Source organism: Devosia riboflavina (assembly GCF_000743575.1).
Classification (GTDB): domain Bacteria; phylum Pseudomonadota; class Alphaproteobacteria; order Rhizobiales; family Devosiaceae; genus Devosia; species Devosia riboflavina.
Map to the genome: position 1 here is coordinate 269,062 of NZ_JQGC01000006.1, position 25,933 is coordinate 294,994.

Annotated in this window: 21 protein-coding genes and 1 riboswitch; of the genes, 6 read left to right on the plus strand and 15 right to left on the minus strand. The window is 62.5% G+C overall.

The window, feature by feature from the left end:
- Positions 1 to 24 precede the first annotated feature (24 nt).
- The 3 genes from JP75_RS08645 to JP75_RS08655 all read left to right on the plus strand — a co-directional run bounded on the left by JP75_RS08645 (position 25) and on the right by JP75_RS08655 (position 2,513).
- Positions 25 to 825 (plus strand): phosphotransferase, encoded by an 801-nt coding sequence (locus tag JP75_RS08645; RefSeq protein ID WP_035081623.1) that lies wholly within the window; start codon positions 25 to 27, stop codon positions 823 to 825.
- A gap of 94 nt (positions 826 to 919) precedes the next feature.
- Positions 920 to 1,957: an inositol 2-dehydrogenase gene (gene iolG / locus JP75_RS08650; protein WP_051960509.1), complete on the plus strand. Its 1,038-nt coding sequence runs from the start codon at positions 920 to 922 to the stop codon at positions 1,955 to 1,957.
- A gap of 85 nt (positions 1,958 to 2,042) precedes the next feature.
- Entirely contained in the window at positions 2,043 to 2,513 is a 471-nt protein-coding gene (locus JP75_RS08655; protein WP_152565769.1) for a hypothetical protein, read from the plus strand.
- Between the two features lie 71 nt (positions 2,514 to 2,584).
- Here the strand turns inward: JP75_RS08655 and iolB are convergent, their stop codons facing one another.
- The 8 genes from iolB to JP75_RS08695 form a co-directional block, all read right to left on the minus strand.
- Positions 2,585 to 3,385, minus strand: coding sequence for a 5-deoxy-glucuronate isomerase (iolB, locus tag JP75_RS08660; protein ID WP_035081629.1), 801 nt, complete (start codon positions 3,383 to 3,385; stop codon positions 2,585 to 2,587).
- Complete coding sequence (locus JP75_RS08665; protein ID WP_035081631.1) at positions 3,330 to 3,581, minus strand: hypothetical protein; 252 nt, start codon at positions 3,579 to 3,581, stop codon at positions 3,330 to 3,332. Before JP75_RS08665 ends, iolB begins: the two co-directional genes overlap by 56 nt.
- 39 nt (positions 3,582 to 3,620) lie before the next feature.
- On the minus strand, positions 3,621 to 4,538 hold the full coding sequence (gene iolE, locus JP75_RS08670; RefSeq protein WP_035081633.1) for a myo-inosose-2 dehydratase: 918 nt from the start codon (positions 4,536 to 4,538) through the stop codon (positions 3,621 to 3,623).
- A gap of 216 nt (positions 4,539 to 4,754) precedes the next feature.
- Positions 4,755 to 6,602 (minus strand): 3D-(3,5/4)-trihydroxycyclohexane-1,2-dione acylhydrolase (decyclizing), encoded by a 1,848-nt coding sequence (iolD, locus tag JP75_RS08675; protein WP_035081636.1) that lies wholly within the window; start codon positions 6,600 to 6,602, stop codon positions 4,755 to 4,757.
- 149 nt (positions 6,603 to 6,751) lie between these two features.
- A complete protein-coding gene (locus JP75_RS08680) occupies positions 6,752 to 8,653 on the minus strand; it encodes a bifunctional 5-dehydro-2-deoxygluconokinase/5-dehydro-2-deoxyphosphogluconate aldolase (RefSeq protein ID WP_244446278.1) in 1,902 nt (633 codons plus the stop codon).
- A 91-nt stretch (positions 8,654 to 8,744) separates the two neighbouring features.
- Complete coding sequence (locus JP75_RS08685; RefSeq protein WP_035081641.1) at positions 8,745 to 9,584, minus strand: MurR/RpiR family transcriptional regulator; 840 nt, start codon at positions 9,582 to 9,584, stop codon at positions 8,745 to 8,747.
- 80 nt (positions 9,585 to 9,664) lie between these two features.
- On the minus strand, positions 9,665 to 10,636 hold the full coding sequence (locus JP75_RS08690) for a DMT family transporter (protein ID WP_035081643.1): 972 nt from the start codon (positions 10,634 to 10,636) through the stop codon (positions 9,665 to 9,667).
- Between the two features lie 98 nt (positions 10,637 to 10,734).
- Positions 10,735 to 10,883, minus strand: a riboswitch (FMN riboswitch).
- A gap of 175 nt (positions 10,884 to 11,058) precedes the next feature.
- Entirely contained in the window at positions 11,059 to 13,062 is a 2,004-nt protein-coding gene (locus JP75_RS08695; RefSeq protein WP_035081645.1) for an aldo/keto reductase, read from the minus strand.
- Positions 13,063 to 13,224: 162 nt separating this feature from the next.
- Between JP75_RS08695 and JP75_RS08700 the strand changes: the two genes are divergently transcribed.
- Both JP75_RS08700 and JP75_RS08705 read left to right on the plus strand, forming a co-directional pair.
- Positions 13,225 to 14,139, plus strand: coding sequence for a helix-turn-helix domain-containing protein (locus tag JP75_RS08700; RefSeq protein ID WP_051960510.1), 915 nt, complete (start codon positions 13,225 to 13,227; stop codon positions 14,137 to 14,139).
- A gap of 11 nt (positions 14,140 to 14,150) precedes the next feature.
- Positions 14,151 to 16,052 carry a CHASE2 domain-containing protein gene (locus JP75_RS08705; RefSeq protein ID WP_051960511.1) on the plus strand — a complete coding sequence of 634 codons (1,902 nt, stop codon included), beginning with the start codon at positions 14,151 to 14,153 and terminating at the stop codon, positions 16,050 to 16,052.
- On the opposite strand, the gene JP75_RS08710 is transcribed toward JP75_RS08705, so the two are convergent.
- The 5 genes from JP75_RS08710 to JP75_RS08730 all read right to left on the minus strand — a co-directional run bounded on the left by JP75_RS08710 (position 15,981) and on the right by JP75_RS08730 (position 21,262).
- Positions 15,981 to 16,664, minus strand: coding sequence for a GntR family transcriptional regulator (locus tag JP75_RS08710; protein WP_035081648.1), 684 nt, complete (start codon positions 16,662 to 16,664; stop codon positions 15,981 to 15,983). The genes JP75_RS08705 and JP75_RS08710 overlap by 72 nt on opposite strands.
- Before the next feature lie 86 nt (positions 16,665 to 16,750).
- On the minus strand, positions 16,751 to 18,271 hold the full coding sequence (locus tag JP75_RS08715; RefSeq protein WP_035081650.1) for an MmgE/PrpD family protein: 1,521 nt from the start codon (positions 18,269 to 18,271) through the stop codon (positions 16,751 to 16,753).
- Positions 18,272 to 18,297: 26 nt separating this feature from the next.
- On the minus strand, positions 18,298 to 19,785 hold the full coding sequence (locus JP75_RS08720; protein ID WP_035081652.1) for a tripartite tricarboxylate transporter permease: 1,488 nt from the start codon (positions 19,783 to 19,785) through the stop codon (positions 18,298 to 18,300).
- Positions 19,786 to 19,788: 3 nt separating this feature from the next.
- A complete protein-coding gene (locus tag JP75_RS08725; RefSeq protein ID WP_244446279.1) occupies positions 19,789 to 20,316 on the minus strand; it encodes a tripartite tricarboxylate transporter TctB family protein in 528 nt (175 codons plus the stop codon).
- A complete protein-coding gene (locus JP75_RS08730; RefSeq protein ID WP_035081655.1) occupies positions 20,306 to 21,262 on the minus strand; it encodes a Bug family tripartite tricarboxylate transporter substrate binding protein in 957 nt (318 codons plus the stop codon). The genes JP75_RS08725 and JP75_RS08730 overlap by 11 nt, the downstream gene beginning before the upstream one ends.
- Positions 21,263 to 21,578: 316 nt before the next feature.
- Here JP75_RS08730 and JP75_RS08735 point away from each other — a divergent pair, with 316 nt between their 5' ends.
- On the plus strand, positions 21,579 to 23,237 hold the full coding sequence (locus JP75_RS08735) for a Na+/H+ antiporter (RefSeq protein WP_035081658.1): 1,659 nt from the start codon (positions 21,579 to 21,581) through the stop codon (positions 23,235 to 23,237).
- A 68-nt stretch (positions 23,238 to 23,305) separates the two neighbouring features.
- Here the strand turns inward: JP75_RS08735 and JP75_RS08740 are convergent, their stop codons facing one another.
- Both JP75_RS08740 and JP75_RS08745 read right to left on the minus strand, forming a co-directional pair.
- On the minus strand, positions 23,306 to 24,358 hold the full coding sequence (locus tag JP75_RS08740) for an ABC transporter ATP-binding protein (RefSeq protein WP_035081661.1): 1,053 nt from the start codon (positions 24,356 to 24,358) through the stop codon (positions 23,306 to 23,308).
- The gene (locus JP75_RS08745) at positions 24,355 to 25,932 is read right to left on the minus strand and encodes an ABC transporter permease (RefSeq protein WP_084587555.1); all 1,578 of its coding nucleotides are present in this window, start codon (positions 25,930 to 25,932) and stop codon (positions 24,355 to 24,357) included. The genes JP75_RS08740 and JP75_RS08745 overlap by 4 nt, the downstream gene beginning before the upstream one ends.
- Position 25,933 lies beyond the last annotated feature (1 nt).

A 25,933-nucleotide genomic window follows, 5' to 3' on the forward strand; every position in this document is an offset into this window, starting at 1 on the left:
CTCGGGGCACTCCGAAAGGTGACTATGACAGGATCGGACGATCTGGCGAATGAAGTGTCGCTGGTCGGCGGCAGGTCCACGGTCACTCGACGGGGCGGCACCGTGTTCCGTCATGCCGCGCCATGGTCCGAAACCACGATTGCCCTTTTGCGCCATCTGGAGAGCGAGGGGTTCGAAAATGCCCCGCGCGTCGCGGGCACCGGCTTTGACGAGCAGGGGAGGGAGACGCTCACCTTTGTTGAAGGCGAGAGTCCGCATCCCTATCCTTGGGATAACGATGCCCTGCCGCTCATCGGTGATATGCTGAGGCGACTACATCTTGCCTCTACGTCCTTCGTGCCGCCGACCGACGCCGTCTGGCGCCCGTGGTTCGGACGAGATTTTGGGCACCCCAACGTCATCGGTCATTGCGACACCGGCGCCTGGAATATCATTGCGCGTAACCGCCTCCCCATTGCCCTGATCGATTGGGAAGCGGCCGGCCCGATTGATCCCTTAGTCGAGCTGGCCCAGGCCGCTTGGCTAAATGCCCTCCTCTTCGATGACGATCTAGCCGAAAAGCTTGGCTTGGCTCCGGTAGAGGCGCGCGGAAGGCAGGTCAGGCTGCTGCTCGATGGATATCAATTGCCCTCCGCTATGCGCACTGGTTTCGTCAGTCGTATCCGGGATTTTGCCGTGCTCAATGCCGCAAATGAGATCATAGAGACTGATGACGGTACCGATGCTTCTGATCTGCTCGAAGCGGTCACCTGGCGCGCCCGCAGTGCAGCGTGGCTGGTACGGCACCACGATACGCTCGACCGGATCGTCACGTCGTCGCTATAGGGGATAGATTGAGTTCGACGCAGAACTCTTATTCCATCAGCTGTAAAAATCGCCTATTCATTCCACACCAATCTTCGGGTGGAGGAACCCCACTATGACCGTTCGTTTTGGCCTGCTCGGCGCCGGCCGCATTGGCAAAGTTCACGCTAAGGCCATCGGCTCCAATGCCAAGGCGAAACTCGTCGCCGTCGCCGATCCCATGGCCGATGCAGTGAACGCCATCGCCACCCAATATGGCGCCGAGGTCCGCACCATCGACACCATTCTCGCCTCCGCCGATATCGACGCCGTCGTCATCTGTACCCCCACCGACACGCATGCCGACCTCATCGAGCGCTTTGCCCGCGCCGGCAAGGCCATCTTCTGCGAGAAGCCGGTCGACCTCGACATCGAGCGCGTGAAAGCCTGCATCCGCGTCGTCGACGAAACCGCCGCCACCCTCATGGTCGGCTTCAACCGCCGCTTCGATCCCCACTTCCAGGCCGTCAAGGAAGCGATCGCCACCGGCCAGATCGGCGACGTCGAGATGGTGACAATCATCTCGCGCGACCCCGGCGCTCCCCCGGTCGACTACATCAAGCGCTCCGGCGGCATTTTCCGCGACATGACCATCCATGACTTCGACATGGCCCGCTTCCTGCTGGGCGAAGAGATCGACGCCGTCACCGCCCAGGCCTCCGTCCTCGTCGATCCCGCCATCGGCACCGCCGGCGACTTCGACAGCGTCTCGGTTATGCTCTCCACGGCCTCCGGCAAGCACGCCACCATCTCCAATTCCCGCCGCGCCACCTATGGCTACGACCAGCGCATCGAAGTCCACGGCAGTAAGGGCGCCGTCGCCGCCGAAAACCAGCGCCCGGTCTCCATCGAGATCGCCAACGCCACCGGCTACACCCGCCCACCGCTGCACGACTTCTTCATGACCCGCTACACCGAGGCTTACGCGAGAGAAATCAGCAGCTTCATCGATTTCGTTGAATCAAAATCCCCGGCCTCGCCGAGCGGCACCGACGGCCTCATTGCCCTCGCGCTCGCCGACGCCGCCCTGAAATCGGCCAAGGAAGGCCGCACGGTAAAAGTCAGCGAAATCACCGGCGTGATGGCCGACAAGTCGGTCTTCCAGGGCCGCTGATCGCATAAAACCCCAAAAAGCAAAGGGCGCCACGTCGGCGCCCTTTTTTCGTTTAGGCTGGGTTTGTCCAAACCCCGATGAGCCAATGAAATTCCTCCCCATGCTGCCCGCTCTCCTGCTCGCGTCTCCCGCAGCGGCCCAAAGCGTCGACCCGCACTCGGTCTTCACCCTCCGCGGCGAGTGCCAGACCTTCGTTGCCGGCGCTGATGATCTCACGAGCATCTGCGCCGGCGAAGTCATGCAGGTCGTCTACACCGATGGCCGCATGGACCTGTCCATCTGGACCGACGACCCCTCGGGCCGCTTCTTCGTCCTCAGCGGCACAGCCACCGCCGAGGACGGCAACCTTGCCCTCGCCATCGACCAGATCACCGAAGGCAAGGACGGCAGTGGCAACAACAATGTCGACGTAAACGCCTCAGGCAAATGCACACTCGCTGGCGACCCCACATCCGGACCCGCCCAATACACCTGCGATACCACCGATGACACCGGCAAAACCTACAAGTTCGCCTTGCTCACCGACGGCACCGCCCCGGAAAACATGCTCGACTGACCCCAGAAGACCTCATGGTGAGGTGCGAAGCGCGAGCGTAGCCTCGAACCACGAGGTCGAGCGAGTGGAGGCTATTTCAGCATCCACTCATGCTCCGGCGCATTGTGGAATTTCCACACGCGCTTCGGCCCGGCCATGACGTTGAGATAGTAGAGATCGTACCCCGCCGTCGTCGCCACCGGATGGTATCCCCGCGGCACCAGCGTCACGTCGCCATCCTCAACCGCCATCGCCTCATCAAGGCTCCGGTCGTCCGTAAACACCCGCTGAAACGCAAAACCCTGCGGCGGGTTGAAGCGGTGATAATACGTCTCTTCCAGAAAACTCTCGTGCGGAAGATTGTCCTGGTCATGCTTGTGCGGCGGATAGGACGAGGTATTGCCCTGCGGCGTGATCACCTCCACCACCAGCAGCGCATTGGCCGAGCCATCATCCTCGGGCATGATATTGTAGACATGCCGGACATTGGCTCCCTTGCCGCGCGTGATCCGCGGATGCGTCCCCGGCGGAATGATTTTCGCATGAAAATCCCCGCCGCCCGGCGCAGAGCACACGGCCAGTTCCAGGTCCGTCGTGGCATCCACAGCCCAGTTGCGCCCCGCCGGCACATAGAGCGCCCATGGCGCCCCTTTGAACGGGCTCATGCGCTCCCCAAGCTCGCCAAAATCCTCCCCGTCCACGGCAAAGCGCCCCTTGCCGCCGACGATGACAAGGCAAACCTCACGCTCCTCCGTGGCCTCGCCATAGGCTTCGCCGGCCTTCAGCCGATGCAGTCCAAAGCCGACATGCGTCCAGCCCGCCGAGGCAGGCGTTACATCATGAATCCGACCGGTCTTCGCTGTCGGTCGCACCAGCAGGGGGGACTTCGTCATTCTTTGGCTCCTCCTTGGGGAAGGCGTAGAAGAAATTATAGAGCGCATAAGCCAACGCCGCGCCGACCAGCACGATCCAGAGCGTCTCCTTGGTCCAGATCGCCTCCCAGGCGAGCCAGATAGCGAGAAACACCACTACGGCCACGCGCCGCCACAGCGGCCGGAACCAGTTGAGATCGTTTTCTTTCAGAGCCATGCACCAATCCTTCCGAGTTGCTGCAAGCTCTAGCAAACCCTAGCCGTTCGGAAAACCTTGCGTCTCGACTGTGTACCCAGCCGCCGTCATCACGCGCATCAGTTCCTTGTGGCCCACCTGCGCCATTTTCAGCGGCGGGTTCTTCTTCGGGTCCTGCTCGGCTTCAACGACGAACCAGCCCTCATAGCCATGATCCGCCAGCCGCTGCACGATGGCTCCAAAGTCGAGCGACCCATCCCCCGGCACCGTAAAGGCACCCAGCGCCACTGCATCGAGAAAACTCTGCTTCGTCCGATCCAGCCCGTCGACCACCGAGCGGCGAATATCCTTCACATGCACATGGTTGATCCGCCCATGGTGCTTATCAATCGCCCGCAGCGGATCGCCCCCGGCAAAAGCCAGATGTCCCGCATCGAGCAGCAGTGGAATGCCTTCCCCCGAAGCGGCCATAAAGGCATCCAGCTCCGGCTCGGTCTCAACCACAGCCGCCATATGATGATGATAGCTCAGCGGCATCCCCTGTTCGGCGCACCATTCGCCAAACTGGGTCACCTTCCGCCCGTAAGCCTTCATCTCGTCGTTCGAAAGCTTCGGCTTCCGCGCCAGCGGAATCTCGCGCTTCCCCTGGATCGACCGGCCCACTTCGCCATAAACGATGCAGGGCGCGTTGACGGCCTTGAACAGCTCGATCATCGGCAGAATGCGGTCCTTGTTGGCCGCCAGCTCTTCCTCGACCAGCGTCCCGGAAAACCACCCGCCGCAAAGCGTCACATCCGCCGCCTTGAGGATCGGCAGCATCACATCGGGATCGTCAGGAAACCGCCGTCCCTTCTCCATCCCGGTAAACCCGGCCGACCGCGATTGCCTGAGGCATTCTTCGAGCGACACATCATCGCTCAGCTCCACCAGATCGTCGTTCCACCACGCAATGGGCGACATCCCAAGTTTGGCTTTCATTCTTTTCGTCTCTCCTCGTCCACCGCTCTTCCCCTCGCCCCTTGCGGGAGAGGGACAGACTTTTCGCGTTCAGCGAAAAGTCAGGGTGAGGGGTTCTATCCCCACGCTCAATTCTCAATTGTGTCGTCATTGCCCGGCTTGTCCGGGCAATCCATCTCGCCTCCGCTGGGGACCACCGGAACAAGCCCGGTGGTGACGACCCCTTTAGGTCAGTAACTATCCAATCCGCTGCGCCTGAAGCGCCTTCAAATACCCCTCGCGCGCCGCATTGACCTGCGACCGCTCGCTGACTTCCGGCACCGCCACATCCCACCAATGCCCACCGGCATCCGTAGTAACAAGCGGATCAGTATCAATCACAATCACCGTCGTCCGATCCGCATCCGCCGTCTCGGCCAGCGCCGCCTCAAGCTCGGCAATCGACCCAACCTTACGGCTCACCGCCCCCATCGCCGCCGCATGCGCAGCAAAGTCGATATTCGGCAGCGCCACATGCTGGGTATCCTTCAGTAGGTTGTTAAAATTCGCCCCGCCGGTCGCCATCTGCAGCCGGTTGATGCAGCCATAGCCGGCATTATCCAGCAGCACGATCGTCAGCTTCGCCCCCAGCATGATCGACGAAACGATCTCCGAGTTCAGCATCATATAGCTGCCATCGCCGACCATCACGACCACGTCGTCTTCCGGCCGCGCCAGCTTCACGCCGAGCCCACCGGCAATCTCGTACCCCATGGTCGAAAAACCATATTCGAGATGATAGCTGCCCGGCGCATCCGCCTTCCAGAGCTTGTGCAATTCGCCCGGCAAACCGCCCGCGGCGCAGACCAGCGTCGCCTTCTGCCGCGCCCGCTGCACCGCCCCGATCACCTGCGCATCCGAAGGCAGCTCCGCATTGGTCGGGCCAGTCGCGGCATCAGCGTCCAGCAGCCATTTGTCCTTTTCCCGCATGGCCTTATGGGTCCAATCGGAATCAACCTGCCAACCCATCAGCGCCGCATCCAGCGCTTCAAGTCCTACGCGAGCATCGCTTACGAGCGGCAGCGCCTCATGCTTGCCGGCGTCAAACGGCTGGACATTGAGCCCGACGATTTTCACCGCCTCGTTCTTGAACAGCGCCCACGACCCCGTGGTGAAATCCTGCAACCGCGTCCCGACCGCGATCACCACATCGGCCTCTTCCGCCAGCACATTCGATGCTGAAGAACCGGTAACCCCAACGCTACCCATATTGAGCTCATGCCCATGGGGCAGGGCGCTCTTGCCCGCCTGTGTCTCCATCACCGGAATGCCATGCTCCTCGGCGAAGGCGGCCAGACTCTCGCTCGCCTCCGAATAGAGCACGCCGCCCCCGGCGATGATGACAGGCTTCTTGCTCAGCTTGATCGCCGCCGCCGCCGTCGCAAACTCGTCGGCGTCGGGCATGATCCGCCGCGGCACCCAAACCTTCTCGGCAAAGAAGCTCTCGGGATAATCATAGGCTTCCGCCTGCACATCCTGGCAGAGGCTCAGCGTCACCGGCCCGCATTCGGCCGGATCGGTAAGCACCTGCATAGCCCGCCGCAGCGCCGGAATGATCTGCTCCGGCCGCGTGATCCGATCGAAATAGCGGCTGACCGGCCGAAAGCAGTCATTGGCCGAAACCGTGCCATCGCCCCAGTCTTCCACCTGCTGCAAGACAGGATCAGGCAGCCGATTGGCAAACACATCGCCCGGCAACAGCAGCACCGGCAACCGGTTCACATGCGCCAACGCCGCCGCCGTCACCATGTTCAGCGCTCCCGGCCCGATGGAAGAAGTCACCGCCATGAACCGCCGCCGGAAGCTGGCTTTCGCATAGGCAATGGCCGCATGCGCCATGCCCTGTTCGTTCTGCCCGCGATAGGTCGGCAACGTATCCTTCACGCCATAAAGCGCCTCGCCCACCCCGGCCACATTGCCATGCCCGAAAATGGCAAAGACGCCACCAAAGATCGGCACCGTCTCCCCGGCAATCACAGTCTTCTGCGCCGTAAGAAAACGCGCAACCGCCTGCGCCATGGTCAATCGAACAGTTTTCTGGCTCATGGCCACTCCTCATTTCTTGGTGGGTTACCCCCACCCTCATTCCCTCCCCACAAGGGGGAGGGAGGCGCATGCCCAACTCTCTCGGCTCTTTCGTCTCCCTCCCCCTTGTGGGGAGGGATCAAGGGTGGGGGTATCGGCGCCAGCCGACCCTAAGCCCCATCCCAGGCCGCCACCAATCCCGCGAACCGCTGCGCCATCATCGCCACGGCTTCGTCATCGCCAATCCGCCCATCAAGCCATGCCCGCGCCGCATCGCCAAAGATCGTCCGCCCCACGGCAAAGCCCTTCACCGATTTCGACGTCTTCGCTGCTGCAAATCCCGCCACCAGTTCCGACTGTGGCGCATCGAGCCCCAGGAGCACAACACCTCGACAGAACGGATCATTAGCCTCAATCACGGCATCAATCTGCCGCCAGGCCTCAACCCCTGGCTGCGTCTCGAGCTTCCACCAGTCCGGCTTGATCCCGGCCGCATAGACATCCTTCAATGCCCGCGCCGCCGTATCGTCCTTCAGCGCGCCATGCTTGCTGGAAATGATCTCCACCAGCAATTCGCGCCCAACTTTTCGCGCCGCATCATAAGCCGCCCGCAGCTTGGTGATCTGCACCTCGCGCAGCTCCGCCGCATCGTCCGGGTGATAGAAGCACAGCACCTTGATGCAGTGATCCACCGGCCAATCCACCAGCCGAGATCCCAGATCCTGCGAAAATTCAAACTGCAGCGGCCGCGAGCCCGGCAATTCAATCGGCTTCGCCACCCAGAAATTGGGAATCGCACTCGCCGCATAAAGCGCATCACGCCCATATTTGTCGTCGAGCAGCATGCCAAAGCCATCGCGACCATCAGCCACCTGCGCGGCCGCCTTCACCGCCAGCACTTTTAGCTCCGGTATCCGCGCCAACTTCTGCGCATCGCCCCCCGCCATATCCTCAAGCTGCGAGCGATGGTCGATCGCTAGGGCTTTCATGCTGGGGATCTCGCGCCGCCGCGTCGTCGCCCAATGCACGTGGTTGATCGCCTCATCCTTGCGCAGCGCCCGTTCCTTGCTGCCATGCTCAAGGAAATAGGAAAGCTCCGTCCACGTCGGAATCTCCGGCGCACAGAGCAGCCGGCTCACGGCAAAAGCCCCGCAGGCATTGGCCCAGGTCGCGCTCGTCGCATGCGGTTCCCCGCGCAGCCAGCCACGCAGGAACCCGCTCATGAAAGCGTCGCCGGCCCCGAGCACATTATAAACCTCGATCGGAAACCCCTTGCCGACGATCCCGTCTTCGAGATCATCCGGAATGGCCCCGTCATAAACGATGCACCCCATCGGCCCACGCTTGAGCACAATGGTTCCGTTCGAAAAACTCCGAATGGTCTTCAGCGCCGCCGTGAGCTCGCTCTCGCCCGAAGCGATGAGCACCTCCTCCTCAGTGCCAACGATCAGGTCGCAATCCGCCAGCACCGTCTGCAGGTGCTTCGACACCTCATCCGAAGCGATATAGCGGCTGTCGCCGGCATCATGCCCCGCGAGGCCCCAAAGGTTCGGGCGATAGTCGATATCGAAAACGATCCTTGAGCCATTCGCCTTGGCAATCCGCATCGCCTTGCGCTGCGCCGCATCGCTATTTGGCTTGGCAAAGTGCGTTCCGGTCACCAGCACCGCCTTGGCCGACCGCACGAAGTCCTCGTTGATATCGCCTTCATTCAGCGCCGCATCGGCGCAGTTGTCGCGATAAAAGATCAGCGGAAACGACTTGTCATTCTCGACCGAGAGCAGCACCAGCGCCGTCAGCCTCTCGGGGTCAGTGACAATCCCCTTGGTCTCGACGCCCTCGCGCTGCAATTGCTCGCGAATGAAGCGGCCCATCTGCTCATTGCCGACGCGCGTAATCAGTGCCGACTTCAATCCCAGCCGCGCCGTGCCAACCGAAATGTTCGTCGGACACCCGCCAACCGATTTCGCAAAGCTGCCGATATCCTCGAGCCGCGTGCCGATCTGCTGGCCATAAAGGTCCACCGAGGCTCGGCCAATGGTGATCACATCGAGCGTCTTATTCGTGCTCACCCAAATTCCTCCCGCGGCGGCTTGTATGGGAGGAATTGAAACACATCTTCCAAATCAGTTCAAATATAGAATTTCTGTTCCATCACAAAAATCAGCCCCGCCGACGCTCTTCTGCGATAGCAACAGCCAGCGCCATGGCAAAAGCCATGCTGGCGGAGAGCGAGCGGAACCCGGCATGGTCGGCCTCGACCAGTTCGAACCAGATGGTCGAACATTCCGCCAGCGGCGAAAACGCCGAGTCGGTCAGCGACACCACCGGTATTCCCCGCGCCGCCAAAGCCGAGGCCTGCGCACTCGTCTCCGGCGCATAGCCCGAAAAGCTCACCGCAAAAGCCGCGTCACCCTCATCGGCCAAAGCAAGGAGATCGTCATCGATCCCCGACGCCGTCCCGGCGATCTGGCAGCGGATTTTGAGCTGGGAGAGGGCATAGGCCATGTAGGTCGCAATCGGATAGCTTCTCCGTCGCGCAATCAGGTGAATGGTGCCTGCCGATGCTAACAGTCTGCTAGCGGATTCGAACTTTTGCGGGTCGATTGCGGCGCTCAAATTATCAAGGCTGCGATGCGCCGCGCCGATGAAGGAATTGAGGATTGCCGCCGATCCGGCAGCCACCGCATCCCCACCCTCGAGCTCCACCAGCCGATCCTCATAGCTCGAATTGCGCTCCCGCAACCGCGCCCGAAATACCGCCTGCAGCGCCGAAAACCCATCAAATCCAAAGGTTTGCGAGAATCGCACCAGCGTCGAAGGCTGCACTTCTGCATCCATGGCAATGCTCGCCGCAGTGCCAAAGGCTATCTCGTCGGGATTATCCAGCGCAAACGCCGCCACCTGCGCCAGCCGCTTGGGCAGCTCCCGCCGCCGTTCCAGGATAAGTGTCCGCAGCGCTTCGAAATTCTTCGGCGCGCCCTGAATCTCTCCCCGGTCCATGCGAGTCCCCTAAAATAGCAGCGCCGGCAATATGACATTGCCGGCGCCGTATTTGGAAGAATTATTCTACGTTTAGAACGCTATGCCGTCGCGAGCTTGGTGGGGCGTTCGCGGCCCTCCACCAGATAGAGGAACAGCGAAGCGAGGATAATGAGCGCTGCACCGGGCCAGAACCAGATGGAGGGTACCTGGCCAAGCACGATCCAACCCACGATTGCCCCAAGCGGCACCTTCAGGTCGCCAAATGGCTGCAGGAAGGTGGCGTCGGCCGCGCGATAAGCAAAGCTCAGCAGATACTGCGCCGCCCCCGTCAATGCGCCCAGCAACAGGAGCAGCAACAGGCCCGTCCCCGTAGGCAGGGCAAACGGAAATCCGGGAGCAGCACCAGCCGGCAGGATCCACGAGAAAGCGGTGGCCAAAAGCAGGATTGCCAGGTGGTTCGGGGTAATCAGTACCAGCAGCGAGATGGTTAGGGTTTCCGGGCTTTCACCCTTACGCGTCAGGTACTTGGTGAGAATGTCGGTCGTTGCCCATAGCGCCGCCGCCACGATTGGCACAAAGGTTTGCCAAGTAAAGCCTTCAGCGCCAATACCCGAGACGATGATCGCGCCGGCAAAGCCGAGCAGGGCCGCCGCGATGCGGGCCGTGGAGGCTCTTTCGCCCAGAAGCACGGTGGAGCCGAGAATGATGAACAGCGGCCCGGTGGCGAGCAGCGTCACCATCTGCCAGATCGGCACGCCCGAGGCAAAACCATAGACAAAAACATGCACGCCGAGCGCCGAGGTGAAGGCGCGAACCTCGTGCGCCAGCGGATGGCTGGTGCGCAAGTTATTGATGCCAATGCGGAAAATAAGCGGCAGCGCCAGAATGGAAGCGATCACATACTGCCAAAAGGCCATGCCGGTCGAACTCATGCCGAACCCGCCATACTCGGTCGGAGTCGGCAGAACCGCCTGCAGCGTGTTGGAGCCGGCAAAAGCCAGGCTTGCAGCCAGCATGAAAGCAGCGCCCGAAGCGGCGCTGGCATGGGTAGAAGAGGAAATCTGGTTCATATGTCGTCCTTTCCGTAACCAGTTTCCCCAGGGTTACGGGAAGGCGACGCAGAACTCTGCCCGCGTAAAACGCAAGCATAGTCAGGCGCTTGAGGCCAACCCATTCTCTTTCATCCGGACTATGACCGTCGGCTCCGGAATCACACCGGATCTGCTGACCCTCCGGCCAAAAGACCAAAGGCGCTCGCGGGCTTGGCGTTGCCGCCTTACCGCCGGTGGGGAGTTTCACCCCGCCCTGAGAATTGCATGAGATCGTAATCTCACGATGGATAAGATAGGGCAGGGACGTTGCCCTGGCAATTGCACCAAAGGGTACAAACTGTCTTCCCAAGGTGAACAGTCGAAACGTATGTGCCCGCTGCTCTGCGCCAACGAAAAAGGGGCCCGTCGCCGGACCCCCTGATCTACTTGAAGTTGGCAGCTTAGCCTTCCAGCCACTTCACCTGTTCCGGCGTCAGCTTGATCTCGAAAGCCTTGAGGCTGTCTTCGAGTTCGACCAGACGACGCGGCCCGATCAGCGGCACGCTGGGGAAGGGCTGGGCCAGCACATAAGCCAGCGCCACATGGATCGGATTGTGCCCGATTTGCTTGGCGAGCTCGATGGCCCGGTCGCGGCGACCAAAATTCTGCTCGTTGTACCAGACCCTTACCAGTTCCTCATTGTCGGTCTTGTCCCGGCCGGCGAGGTCGGTGAAGAACCCGCGCGCCTGGCTCGACCAGGAGAAGTTGGTGACCTGACGGTCGATCAGCCACTGCTTGAAGTCCGGCGTCGACGAGGTGACGCAGCCGCCCCAGATCGGATCAAGCATTTCGGCCAGCGCGAAGTTGTTGCTCAGCGCCTGCGGCTTGGTCTTGCCAGTGCGCTCGGCATAGGCAATTGCCTCGTCCATGCGCTCCTTGGTCCAGTTCGACCCACCAAACGGCCCACGGATACGGCCGGCCTTCACTTCCGCATCCATCGCGTCGACAAATTCACCGACCGGCACATCGACATTGTCGCGGTGCATGAAATAGACGTCGACATAGTCCGTCTGCAGGCGCTCCAGCGACTGGGTGAGCTGCTTGCCGATCACATCGGGATAGACCAGCGGCGAGTGGGCGCCCTTGCCGATCACCACGGCGTCTTCACGCACGCCGCGGCTCTTCTGCCATTCGCCAAAGAGCTTTTCGGTATAGCCGCCGCCATAGATGAAGGCGGTATCGAAAATATTGCCGCCGCGTTCCCAGAACGCGTCAAGCAGGATCGCACCGGACGAGAAGGTCTTGAAGTCTTCAAAGCCCAGCGCAACCGCCGAAGCCTGCTTCTTGAGCCCCGGAATGGAGCGCTTCGGAATGACGCCGGTATTCGGCCCAAGCTTGCGATTGTCCAAGGTGTTGAGGCGGTTGGTATATTTTTCGACCGAGTACTCGATCCCGGCATCATGGCGCCACTGATCCAGCACCCGCGCATTGCCAAGGCTATCGCCCCAGCTCATGCCCGGCGACGTAAATTCCTGGCGCCCCTCGAGAATGGCGAGCGAAGCCGCATCCGCCTCGAACGAATAGACATGCGCCGTCTCGTTGACGCTGACCGTCTCGGTCTTGCCACCCTTGATGATGTCGATGCGGCCAAGACCCTGGTCACGATTGCCATTGGCAAACCAGAATTCCGGCACTTCGATCCGGCCTTCCGAACCATGGATGCGCAGCACATTGTCGAGGTTCGCCATCACCGCGCAGGAAACCTGCGCCACGATGCCATTCTCGAAGGTCAGGATGGCTGCCGCCCAGTCGTCCGTGCCTTCCTCGTTGAGCTTGGCCGTACCCTGAACCTTCACCGGATCGGCAAACGGCTTGCCGAGCGCCGCGCCGGCAATCAGTCGAGCCATCGAAACCGGATACCCACCAACGTCCAGAATGCCGCCGCCGGCCAGCGCCGAAGCAAACAACCGGTGCTGCGGCTGGAACTTGCCCATCGAGAAACCAAAGCTCGACTGGATCATCCGCACTTCGCCGATGGCGCCGGATTTGATCAGGTCGATCAACTGCTTCACCTGCGGATGCAGGCGATACATGAAGGCTTCACCGGCAAAGGTGCCGGCCTTCTGGTGTGCATGGAACACGGCATCGATTTCGTGGGCCGAAAGCGCCAGCGGCTTTTCGATAAGAACATGCTTGCCGGCTTCCGCGGCCTTGATGGCCCATTCGGCGTGGCCGGTATGCGGCACGGCGATATAGACGGCGTCGATGTCTTTGTCGGCCAGCAGCGCGTCATAGCCATTGACCACCCGCACGCCGGGAAAATCCACAGCCAGGTTCGGCTTGCTGGGGTCGCGCGTGGCAATGGCTGCCAGCACGCCGTGCTTGGAGCCGTTGACCCCGCCGCGGAATGCCTTGGCAATGCTGCCGGGCCCGATAATGCCCCAGCGAATTTTCTTGTCGGTCATGGTATGCTCCTCGAATATTTCCTTCGGCCAAGACAGGCGGCGCGGCAGGTTTCAAAACCCCGCGCATTCTCCTCCCTTGCTCTTGTGCCGAGCGATACCTAAGCTATCCACTCCTCATGAGCCGTCGCTCTTATCGGGTATTTCAAATTGGCGGATAGTAAGATGGTGGAGCGCGGCTATTACGAGCCGGCCCTCGACGGCGTGGAGAACCTTCCCACCGAACTCAACATGTTCCATGCCTCGCCGCTGCTCATGCGCGCGGCCCATTGGCATGCTCAAGTGGAAGTCAATTTCATCATCCGCGGCTGGGCCCACTATGCCATGAGTGGCTACGAAGTCCGTTTCGGCGCCGGCGATCTCGCTCTCTTCTGGGGCGGCCAGCCACATCGACTCGACGACGCCTCCGAAGACCTCGTCTATGCCGGCGGCCATCTGCCGCTCGTACACTTCTTCCGCCTGCGCTTGCCGCAGGATGTGCAGGCCGGCCTTATGCAGGGCGCTGCCCTCGTCACCAAGGCCACGGACGCGTCCGACCCCGTCAATTTCGCCCGCTGGAACGACTATGTCCGTTCCGACGACCCGCTAAAAGTCAGCATGGCCGTGGACGAACTGCTTCTCCGCATCGAGCGCATTCGCTTCGCGCCCTATGAGCTGCTCTCCGGCCACCACGCCAGATCGAACAACCACTCGACCGACCAGCACATTTCGCCCATCGTCGTCCGCATTTGCGACTACATCGCCGACAATTTCCGCGAAGACATCGACTCCGTCGACATCGCCGTGGCCGCCGATGTGCATCCGAAATACGCCATGACGGTCTTCAAGAAATGCACCGGCATGACGCTCAACGACTATGTCAGCCTCATGCGCCTCTCCTACGCCCAGGCACTCCTCATGCGCGACGATGCTAATGTGCTGCAGGTTGCCATGGATAGCGGCTTTGGTTCGCTCAGCGCCTTCAACAAGCTCTTCCGCAAGATCGCCGGCATGTCGCCCAGCGATTTCCGCCGCGATCTGCGCTCGCGCCCCAGTTCGGTCCTGCCGCAGCGCGTGGCGGCCTGCACGCCCTATAATTGAGGGCAGGGGCCATGGGCAGGCGGCTTGCGGCGCTGACTCTGGGCCTTCTCGTCATTCTCGGCCTCGTTGCGCTCCGACTGGTCGATCCATACCCGGTCCAGGTGGCGCGCGAGACCAGCTTCGATGTCTTCCAGCAGCTAAAACCCCGCACCGCGCCGCCGGACCTGCCGGTTCGCATCATCGATATCGATGAAATATCCATGGCCGAAATTGGCCAATGGCCCTGGCCGCGCGAAACTCTCGCGCGCCTTTCCGAACGCCTCACCGAACTCGGCGCCGCCGCCATCGCCTTCGATATTCTCTTCAGCGAAGCTGAGCGCTCCTCGGGCGGCCCGAACCCGGACGAGGTCTTCGCCACCTCCCTGAAATCGGGCCCCACCATTCTGGGCCTCGCCCAAAACGGCAGCGCTCTCCCTGTCACCACACCGGCCAAGGCCGGCCTCGCCACCACCGGCAGCGATCCGCTAGCCGCCGTGCCCGACCTTGGCGGTGCCGCGCAACCCCTTCCCATCCTCGCTGCCGCCGCCAGCGGTCTCGGCGTCGCCAGCCTTGATCGTCAGGGGGCAGGGGTTGCCCGCCGCTTGCCGCTCCTCTGGCGCATAGATTCCGGCGTGATTCCAACGCTCTCCGTCGAAGCCCTGCGCGTCGCCATGGGCGTGCCCACGTTGGTCGTCATGGGCGACAATGTGGACGGACGAACCGTTGAAGCCGTCCGGGTCGGGGATTTCTCAATCCCCACCGGCCCCACGGGCGATCTGCGGCTCTACTATCGTGAGCTTCCGCCCGAAACCTACATCCCGGCCACGGACGTTCTCGTCTCGGGTCCCCTGGTCGGTCTTGGCGTATCACTCGCCGTAGCCGCCGCTTCGGTCGCCTTCAGTTGGTGGAGCTTTTCCAGTCCGGGTCTTCTCATCGACCCCAGCTACCCGCTCTTCGCCGCTCTTGTCAGCTACGCCACCATGGCTTTTCTGCGCTTCACGGTCACTGATTTCGACCGCCGCCGCATCCGCCGCGCCTTCGGCTACTATGTCGAACCCTCGGTGCTCACCCAGATCGAAGCCGACCAGAGCCTCCTGCGCCTCGGCGGCAATGTACGCGAATTGACCGTGATGTTCTCCGACGTCCGTAACTTTTCGGCCCTTGCCGAACGCACCACGCCGGAGCAATTGGTCAACATTCTCAATGGCCTCTTTGCCGCCCTGGGCGGCGCGATCATCCGCCATCGCGGCACCATCGACAAATTCATGGGCGACTCGGTAATGGCCTTTTGGAACGCCCCGGCCGAGGAGAGGGAGCATGCCCTTCTCGCCGGCCGCGCCGCCCTCGCCATGCGCGCTGCCCTGCGCGATCTCAATCGCGGCAGCGACGATCCCATCCATATCGGCATCGGCATCGCCACAGGCCCCGCGCTCGTGGGCAATATGGGTTTTGAAAAACGGTTCGACTATTCCTGCGTCGGCGACACAGTCAACGTCGCTAGCCGCATCGAAGGCGCCTGCAAATCGGTCGGCTACAGCATTTTGGCGACATCAGGCATGGCTGCCGAAACCCCAGGCCTGGCGCTCCTCGATGCGGGGCAGGTGGAACTCAAGGGCATGTCCGGCCGCGAACCGGTAAAGCTGCTCGTGGGCGACGAAACGCTCAAATCGAGCCCAGCCTTCGAAGAGCTGGCAACGCTCCACGCCGAACTGGTCTCCGCCCTTACGCGCGGTGTGCTCGACACAAACCTGCTAAAACGCTGCGAAGCTCTGGCCGAAAAGATCGAACCGGAACTGGTCCAGTTCTACGCAGCTCTGCCCACCCGCCTTGCCGACTTTCCGCCTGACGAGCCGGATATGCCCTCAGGCGTTCGCCTGCGCAATGAGGCCGATGCGAGCCGAGGCGATGTGACGGCGCATCAAAATTTCCGATAGTTCCGCATCCCGGTCGGCAATCGCCTCGACGATGCGTTCATGCTCGGCAAGTGCCCGCTGCGCCCGGCCCGGCACGATTCTGTGCTGCATGCGATAGAGCCGGAACAGCGTATAATATTCGCCGCAGAGCAGGTCGAATAGGTGCTGGTTCCGCCCGATCCGCGCGATCATGAAGTGAAAGTCTGAATTGGCGGTGGCCTGCCAATAGACCATGGCATCGGGCTTCGAGAGCGCATCGCGGTGGTGCGCGAGCATTGCCCGCAACTGTTCGATTTCCGCCTCGGTCGCATTCTCCGCCGCATGCCGCGCCGCCAGCCCCTCCAGCACTTCCCGGATGGTGAAAAGCTCCAGCGCATCGCCCGGCGTCGGCACGACAACACGCGCACCCTGCCGGGGCGCGCGGGTGACAAGCTTACGCTCCTCAAGCCGCCGAATAGCCTCGCGCAAGGGTCCGCGGCTGACGCCATATTGCGCGGCCAAGCGCGGTTCGCTGAGCTTGGTACCCGGCGCCAGTGTGCCGATGACGATGGCCTCACTCAACTGCTCGAACAATTGATCAGTCAGCAGCAGATCGTCTGATATCTCGATCGTCTCGGCGTCCTGATCCATCATGCTCCAGCGTGGTTGCGGTCCAAAGGCCGGCTTCCATAGCCCATGGATCGCGCCACGCAAAGCGGCGCGATCCGGCTGTTCAGCCCTTAGAGGCCGTGGTCGAAAATACCCTGACCGGTCGGCTTTGAAGGGTTCACGCTGCCCTGCGGCAGGGCAGGAATGAGCACATCGAGCTTGCCGGCAGCGAGCCCGGCAAAACCCTTGGCCGCCTCAAGAAAGGCCTTGCGGTCGGCATCGGCCAGTTCGCCCTTGGTCAGCGTCTCGAACTTGCCGGCATAGTCCGGCCAGGTCCAGGGATGGTTGCCATTGGGATGCGCATCGGCCACGCCACGCTCGCCGGTGATCACACGACCGTCTTCCAGCGTAACGATGATCTTGCCGCCAAAAGCGCGCTTGTCCGGATCGGGATCGAGATAACGTACCGTCCAGGACGGCTCTTCCACCGTGCGGATCTTGTGCCACAGCGCCACCGTCGAGGGCGTGCGAGCCCGCTCGCGCGTATAGGAGTCGACATGGTGCCATTTGCGGTCTTCGAGCGCGACCGCGAGGATATACATGATCGAGTGATCGAGCGTTTCGCGAGATGCTTCCGGGTCCATCTTCTGCGGATCGTTTGCGCCGGTGCCGATCACGTTGTGCGTGTGATGGCTGGTCTCGAGGAGTATGTCCTTCACCTTGGAAAGATCGCCGATCTGACCCGAAAGGTCGATGGCAAGATCGATCAGCGCCTGCGCCTGATATTCAGCCGAATGCGCCTTGGTATAGGTTTCCATGATGCCGCGCGGGCTTTCGCCGGGGGCGGGTAAGGACACCTTGTAGGCCTCGTTCTTGCCACCGAGCATCCAGGCAAGCACCGATTCTTCGCCTTCATAGATCGGCGACGGCGCGGCCTCGCCGCGCATGGCGCGGTCGATACATTCAATGGCAAGCTTGCCCGAGAACCCCGGCACATAGGCCTTCCACGAACTGATCTCACCCTTGCGAGACTGGCGCGTCGAAAAGCTCAGATGCACGGCCTGGTTGACGGCCTGGAAGATCACTTCCGTAGGCAGCCCCAGCATGGCGCCGATTGCCGCGGTAGTCGCCGGCGCCAGATGCGCCACATGGTCCTTCTTGTACTTGTGCAGAGAAATGGCCTTCACCAGCGCTACATGCACTTCATAGGTGACCGCAATGCCGCGCGCCAAGGCGCTGCCATCGATGCCCATCTGCTGCGCCACGGCGATCAGTGGCGAGATCGCATCGCCCGGATGCGAATAGTCGGCCGCAAGGAAAGTGTCGTGGAAATCCAGCTCGCGCACGGCTGTCGCATTGGCCCAGGCCGCCCATTCCGCATCGACCCGCACACCGCTGCCCAGACCATAGACCGTCGCGCCACCTTTTCGTGGGTGCGCCAGCGCCATGGCCCGCGCCGCGGCAACCGGCGCCCGGTTGATAGCCGCCAGACCAACGCTGGCATTGTCGACGATACGGCAGGCGATCATCTCGATCACGTCGGCATCGAGCGGCCCGCAATTGGCGGCAAACTCGGCAATGTGCCAGGCCAACTGCTGCTCGCGCGGCAGGTTGGCGGCGGATGGATGAACTTTTACGTCGTAGGTCTTCATGTTCGGAAGATTTCCCTATTCAGGCTTTAGGCGTTGGCGCGCAGGCGCTTGAGGAGAATGGGCAGTGCCAGCAGCAGCACGGCCAGAGTGATGAAAATGGCCGAGAGCGGCGTCGAAACCAGCACCAGCGGATTGCCCTGTCCGGCGGCCAGCGCCGTGCGCAACTGCGTTTCCGCCATCGGTCCAAGGATGAGCCCGATCAGTACCGGCGCGATGGGGAAGTCATAAACCCGCATCACATAGCCCGCGAGACCGACGACCAGCATGATGGTCAGATCGACCCACGACCCCGCCAGCCCCCAGACCCCGATCATCGCAAAGACCAGAATGCCGGCATAAAGCTGCGGCCGCGGAATGCGCAGTAGCTGCACCCAGATACCCACCAGCGGCAGGTTGAGCACCAGCAGCATGACATTGCCCACATAGAGCGAGGCAATCAGCCCCCAGATCAGCGCCGGGTTGGACGTGAACAGGAACGGCCCCGGCTGCAGCCCATAATTCTGGAACGCCGCCAGCAGCACCGCCGCAGTCGCCGAAGTCGGCAGGCCCAGCGTCAGCAATGGCACGAGAATACCCGCCGCCGCCGCATTGTTCGCCGCTTCCGGCCCGGCCACGCCTTCGATAGCACCCTTGCCGAACTCTTCGGGATATTTGGTCAGCTTCCGCTCCAGCGTATAGCTGAGCATGGTAGGAATTTCCGAACCGCTGCCGGGCAGGGCGCCCATCGGGAACCCGATCGCCGTGCCGCGCAGCCATGGCTTCCACGACCGCGCAAAATCCTGCTTGGTCATCCAGAGCTGGCCCTTGATCGGCGCCATCACCCCCGGCGTCGTTCGATAGCGGCTTGCGACATAGAGGATTTCACCGACCGCAAAGAGCGAGACCAGCACCACCGTCAGCGCAATGCCCCGCAAAAGCTGCATATTGCCGAAGGTGAGGCGCGGCTGCCCCGTCATCGTATCGATGCCGATCACACCAATGGCAATGCCGAGGAACAGCGACACGAACCCGCGCGTACGCGACGTGCCCATCACCACGGCCACCGAGCAGAAGGCCAGCGCCGTAATCGCAAAATAATCCGTCGGCTTGAAATAGAAGGCCAGCTCGGCCACAGCGGGCGCCGCAAAAGTCAGCGCCAGCGTCGCGATTGTGCCCGCGACAAACGACCCAATCGCCGCCGTCGCCAGCGCCGCCGCGCCACGCCCGGCGCGGGCCATCTTGTTGCCCTCCAGCGCGGTCATCATCGACCCCGCCTCACCCGGCGTATTGAGCAGGATGGATGTCGTCGACCCGCCATACATCGCGCCATAGAGAATACCGGCGAACATGATGAAGGCGGAGGTCGGGGCGAGCGCCGTGGTTACCGGCAGCAGCAGCGCAATGGTCAACGCCGGCCCGATACCGGGCAGAATGCCGATGGCGGTGCCAAGCACCGATCCGACCAGCGCCCACATGAGATTTGTCGGCTGCAGCGCAACGCTGAAGCCATGCAGCAGAAGCTCGAAAGTTTCCACGTCCTACACTCCCAGAGGCGGGAAAAACCGGCCCAGTTGCAGCCCAAGCTGGTTGAAGAGGAACCAGGCGGCGCAAGCCAGGATGGCGCCACAAATGAGATCGAGCCACCAGCGGCGCGAGCCAAAAGCATTGGCGACCAGCACGAATGACAGCGTCGCGGTAAACGGCATGCCCAGCGGTCCCATGGTGGCAATCGGCAAGGCGACGGCAACGAGGGCGGTCAGAAAGGCCCGTTTGTCCATCTTGTTCGAGCCGTCGGCGTCTTCGGCGTCCTGCGCCTCAAAACTTTCGCCGCGCCAGATTTGCAGCACCAGAATGGCGCCCAAAATAAGCAGGCCCGCCCCGGCAATGGTCACGAAAAGACCCGGACCCACGGCCGCATAGCGCGCGCCCTGCGGCAGCCCGAAGGCGTTGTAGAGCCACACCGCGCCCATCGCCATCAGGCCGATGCCGATCCAATAGGGTTTTGGCGAAGCGGGGGCAGCCGCCTGGCTGCCCCCTTCCGTCGTGTTGCGCTCGTCAGTTGACAAGGCCGGCGTCCTTCAGGATCTGGCCTTGGGTTGCGGTTTCTTCGGCAATGAAGGCGCCGAATTCTTCGCCGGCGAGGAAGTAGTCTTCCCAACCCTGAGCGGCGAGAACAGCCTTCCACGCATCGCTCTGCGAGAGCTTGGTGAAGTTGTCGACCCAGGTTGCATAATTGTCGTCCGGAGCGCCCGGAGCGGCCAGGATACCGCGCCAGTTGGCGATCTCGACGTCATAGCCGGCCTCGTGGAAGGTCGGCACATCAGGCAGGTTGGGGCGACGCTCGGCCGAGGTCACCGCGAGCAGCTTGATGCGGCCCTGTTCGGCGAACTGGGCGAATTCCGACGTACCCGAAACACCGGCGGTCAGCGTGCCATTGACAATGGCGGTGACCGTTTCGGCGCCCGAAGTCTGCGGAATGTAGTTGAGGTCGGCGACCGGGATTTCACCGGCCTGAGCGAGCAGGGCGACCGCAATATGGTCCACGCCGCCAGCCGAACCGCCACCGATGGGATGCGCACCCGGATCGGCCTTCACGGCGGCCACGAGGTCGGCCAGCGTATTGTAGGGCGAATCTGCCGCCACGGCGACCACGAGATATTCTGCAGTCAGGCGGGCAACCGGGCGGAATTCCGCAAGGTTGATCGGCGAATTGTTGAGCGCGATAGCACCCACGGTGATGGCACCGAACACAGCCAGAGCATCGGGCTGACCAGTGGAGGTGCCGAGGAATTCGGCTAGACCCACGGTACCACCGGCGCCGCCGGTATTGGTGAAATTGACGCCGCCCGTATAGATGCCGGCATCATTGAGCGCCTGGAATGCCTGACGGCCCGTGCCGTCCCAGCCACCGCCCGGTGCGGCGGGCAGCATGACATTGACCTGGGCGCTGGCAGCGCCAGTGCCCAGCGCAGCCGTCATGGCCAAAGCCGCAAGCGTCTTGGTAAAATTCATTCTGATCCTCCCGAGCGTCCGTTTTGCGGCCTCATGCCGTCTCCTCCGGTTGCGCTCAAAACTGTCGACAGATTTTGCCCATAAACCTCATCACATTGCAGATTGGGCGTCAACATCCTTAGTTCTGCCGACAGAATGCGAAACTACGACCTTAGTTGGAGACCACGCCTCGCGTCAGCCCATTCCCGGCCCTGGCCCCGGCACCGCCAAATTTGCAGGATTTTCTTGTCGACTGGATGCAACCGTCGCCTATTTGCTTTAGTGGGCCTTACCACCCCCGCTGCAGCGAGAGACGGGGTCGCCTCCGGGAGCCATCATGTTCGCCGAAATCCTCATCGTCATCATCGTCGCCATTGGCATCTCCGCCTTTGCCGAGCGCAGCAATTTTCAGCCGGCTCTGCTGGTCGCCATAGTTGGTCTCGGCGCATCGTTCATCCCCGGCCTGCACCGCCTCGAACTCGAGCCCGAAATCATCCTCGGCATCGTGTTGCCGCCGCTGCTTTTTTCCGCCGCGTCCGATTTTTCCTTCACGAGCTTTGCCAAGCGCCTCGGCTCCATTGTCAATCTCGGCGTCTTCCTGGTCTTTGCCTCGGCCGTGGCCGTGGCGGTGGTCGCGACCTGGACAGTGCCCGGCATGCCTATCGCGGCCGCCCTCGTGCTCGGCGCCATCGTAGCGCCGCCCGATGCGGTCACCGCTATCGCCATCGGCAGCAAGGCCGGCTTGCCTTCGGGCCTCATGACCGTGCTGAAAGGCGAAAGCCTCATCAATGACGCTGCCGCGCTGACCCTGCTCGCCGTCGCCGTGGCAACCACGGCCGGCACCCATGCCTTCATCGACAACACGGCGTTCTATTTCATCTACGCTGCGGTAGTCGGCGTGGTGCTAGGGCTGATAATCGGCCATGGCGCACAATTCGCCCGCCGCCGCCTTGCCAATCCATCCCTTGCTACCGTGCTCTCGGTCATCGTGCCTTTTGCGGCCTATCTCGTCGCCGAAGAACTGCACGCCTCCGGCGTCCTATCCGTCGTCGCCGCCGGCTTTGCCCTCGGACACCACGGCACGCAGTCCGGCTACGAAGAGCGCATGCAGGAGCGTCAGTTCTGGCGCACCATCGATACGCTGCTCGAAACGTTCGTCTTCGCCTATATCGGCCTGCAATTGCGCTTCGTCATCGACGACGCTTTCGATGCCGGCCTCGATATCAGCGATCTGCTCCTCGCCGGCGTCGCCATTTTCGTCACCACGGTCGCGGTGCGCTTTGCCTGGGTTTTTGCCACCGCCGTGCTCGCACGCCGTCGCCACCGTGCCGTCATGCAAAGGCTGGCCGAACCGCGCAGGCGCCCCGAGCGCCGCCCCCCTCCGACACCGGAAACACCGCTCACCTGGAAGGAAAATGCCGTCCTCTCCTGGACCGGCATGCGCGGCGTCGTCACGCTTGCCGCCGCCGCCGGTATTCCCTTCATGACGGTATCGGGCGATTCCTTCCCCTATCGCGAGGCCATCATCGCCCTGGCCTTCCTCGTCACCATCGCCACCCTGCTGGTGCAGGGCATCTCCTTGCCCTGGCTCATCGAGCGCCTCGACCTCGAAGACGACGATGACAAGGCCTATGCCGAGGAGCAGCACCAGCTCGCGCGCCGCTTGGCGCACGAGGCCAATGCCGATGCCCTGGCAGAATTCCGCCGCACCCACACCTCGCCCCACGCCCAGCGCCTCGCCGATGCCATGGCCAAACGCGCCGACCGGACTTCTGCCGAAGAAGAGGAAGAAGAAGCGCAGGAACGAGGCTGGGGCTTTGATCCCAAGGAAGCCTTCCAGCTCGGCCAACTCCTGCTCGACGCCCGCCGCAAGCGCCTGATCGCCGCCCGCGATGCCCGAGAGCTCGACGACAACGTGCTGCGCGAAGTGCTCGAACAGATGGACCTCGAACAGGCCCTCATGGATGGCATGACCAAGGGCGCCAATCGGCTCTAGCGCAAATTGCGCTGTGATCTCCAGTAGACCTCATCCCGAGCTCGTCGAAGGGCGAGGTCGTGGCACTGTCAGGTTGGGCTATCCGGAAAGACATGCGCTTCGTTGGCGACGCTCAGCCGGACAAGATCGCCCGGCTTGAGGTCAAGCCCTGCCGGCACATCCACGCAGAATGGCTCAGCCACACCGCCATCCCGGCAGTCGATCTCCAGCCGCCATTGCGCGCCCCGATAGGACCGATGCAGGATGCGCCCAAGTGCACCCATACTGCTTTCGGACTGCGCCGCAACCACTACCTGCTCGGGCCGCACCAGCACATCTGCCCGCGCGACATCTTCGTGCCGCACCGGCACATCGCCCAGCGCAGTTCTCGCGACCCCGCCAACAATTGCTGAAGGCAGCACGATCGCCTCGCCCAAAAACCGCGCCGTCTCAACATCCGCCGGCCGCTCATAGAGCCGCTGCGGCGGCCCGGCATCGGCCACAAGCCCATCGCGCATGACCACGAGGTGATCGGCAAAAGCCAGCGCCTCGGCCTGATCATGCGTCACGAGCACGCTGGCAATCCCTGCCTCTCGCAACACATCGCCGACCATAGTGCGCATCGCCTCGCGCAGCCCCGTGTCCAGCGCCGAAAACGGCTCATCGAGCAACATCAAGTCCGGCTTCTGCGCCAGCGCCCGGGCCAGCGCCACCCGCTGCTGCTGCCCGCCCGAAAGCTGATGCGGCCGCCGAGCGCGAAATCCAGCCGGCAGCCCGACTTGCTCAAGCAGTTCGTCCACCCGCCGCGCCCTGTCCACCGCCTGCCGTGGCATGGCAAAGCCGACATTGTCCCCCACGCTCATATGCGGAAACAGCGCGCCCTCCTGCGCCACATAGGCAATGTTACGCTTATGCGGCGGCACCGAGCCACCCGCGCCATGAAGCTGCCGACCATCCAAGCTGATCGTCCCTGCATCCGGCGCCTCAAATCCCGCGATCAACCGCAGCAGCGTGGTCTTACCCGACCCCGAAGGACCGACGATAACTGTCCGGCTTCCCGAAGGCGCTACAAGGCTGACATCGCTCGCCCCCTTGTGGTCGCCATAGCTTTTGCTGATCCCTCGCAGTTCGAGCATGGTCAGGCTTGCTCCACACGGTCGGACTGCATGTGCAGCATGATGACAAGGGGGATGGATAAAACGATCATAAGCAGCGCATAGGGCGCCGCCGAAGCGAAGTCGAGTTCGCTCGTATAGGACCAGAACCGCATGGCGAGGGTCCGCGTACCATTGGGCGCCAGCATCAGCGTCCCCGTCAGCTCTGTCGTGATCCCCAGCGCGACCAATGCCGCACTCGCCATTGCCCCGGGCGCCGCAAGACGGATTGTCGTATGCCAGATAGCCGAAACCGGCGGCCGCCCCAGACTAGCCGCCGCCCGCTCCAACTCAACCGGAGCCTGCGCGATACTGGTTCTCAGCCCAACCAGCGCCCGCGGCAAAAACATCAGCACATAGGCAAAGATTAGCGTTGCCAGCGTCTGGTAGAGCGGCAGCGCCACTTGCACCGTGATCGTCACCAGCGCCAGCGCAATGATCACGCCGGGCAGGGCGCCGACATAGGAATGGCAAGCCTCAAGCGTCCTCTGCACCCGCCCCGGTGCTCGCACCGCTAGCCAGGCCATCGGCACGGCGGCCAGCGTCGTCAGCACCGCACCAGCCAAAGCCAACACCGCCGTCTGCCCAAGCGCCGGCAGAATGAAATCGAACCGCCAGATTTCGGCCCCGCCACTCCAGAGCCAGCGTCCCAACGTCAGCACCGGCACTGCCAGCGACAGCGCCGCAAAGATCAGCGGCAAGAGCAGGGCAGGGCAGCGCCACCTACCCAACGCCACGCGTCCCCGTCTCCGCGCCGCCCCGGCGCCAACACGCGCATACCTCTCCGACCCGCGCACCAGGTTCTCCAGCCCCAGCAACCCAAGGCAAAGCAGCACCAGCACACCGCCCAGCAGGTTCGCCGAAGGACCGCTATAGACCGACTGAAACTGATCGACGATCGCCGTCGCGAACGTATCGAAGCGCGTCAGCACGAAGAGCCCATATTCAGCCAAGAGGTGCAGCCCAATAAGAAGCGCTCCACCCAGGATGGCCAGCCGCAATTGCGGCAGCACCACGAGGAAGAAAACCTCAATCGGCCGCTTCCCCATAGATTGCGCCGTCTCCTCCTGCGCCGGATCAAGCCGCCGCAACTGCGCCGCTACCGGCAGATAGAGAAACGGCAGATAGGCGAGGATCGACACCAGCACCGCCGCGCCCAGCCCATGAAACCGCGGCATGAACGCATTCCAGGCATAGCTATGCACAAAGGCAGGCAGCGCCAGCGGCGCAATCACCATCCATGACCAGAATTTTGCGAAGGGAATATCCGTCCGCTCGATCAACCAGGCCAGCGCCACCGCCAGCAGCACCGATAGCGGCAGTACCAGGACCAGCAGCATCAGCGTGTTGACGAGTAGCCCGCCAACCTTAGGCCGAAACACCAGATCGGCAATCGTGCCCCATCCGCTGGTCGCGGCGATGTAAACGACAAACCCCAGCGGAAGAAGGCTCAGCAGCCCCGTCAGAGCTGCCGCACCCAAAATCAAGGGATGGCCGCTGCTCCCCAGCGAGCGTGCGTTCTTCGCCGCCTTCGTCGCCCCAAGATCGACCGACACCGCCATG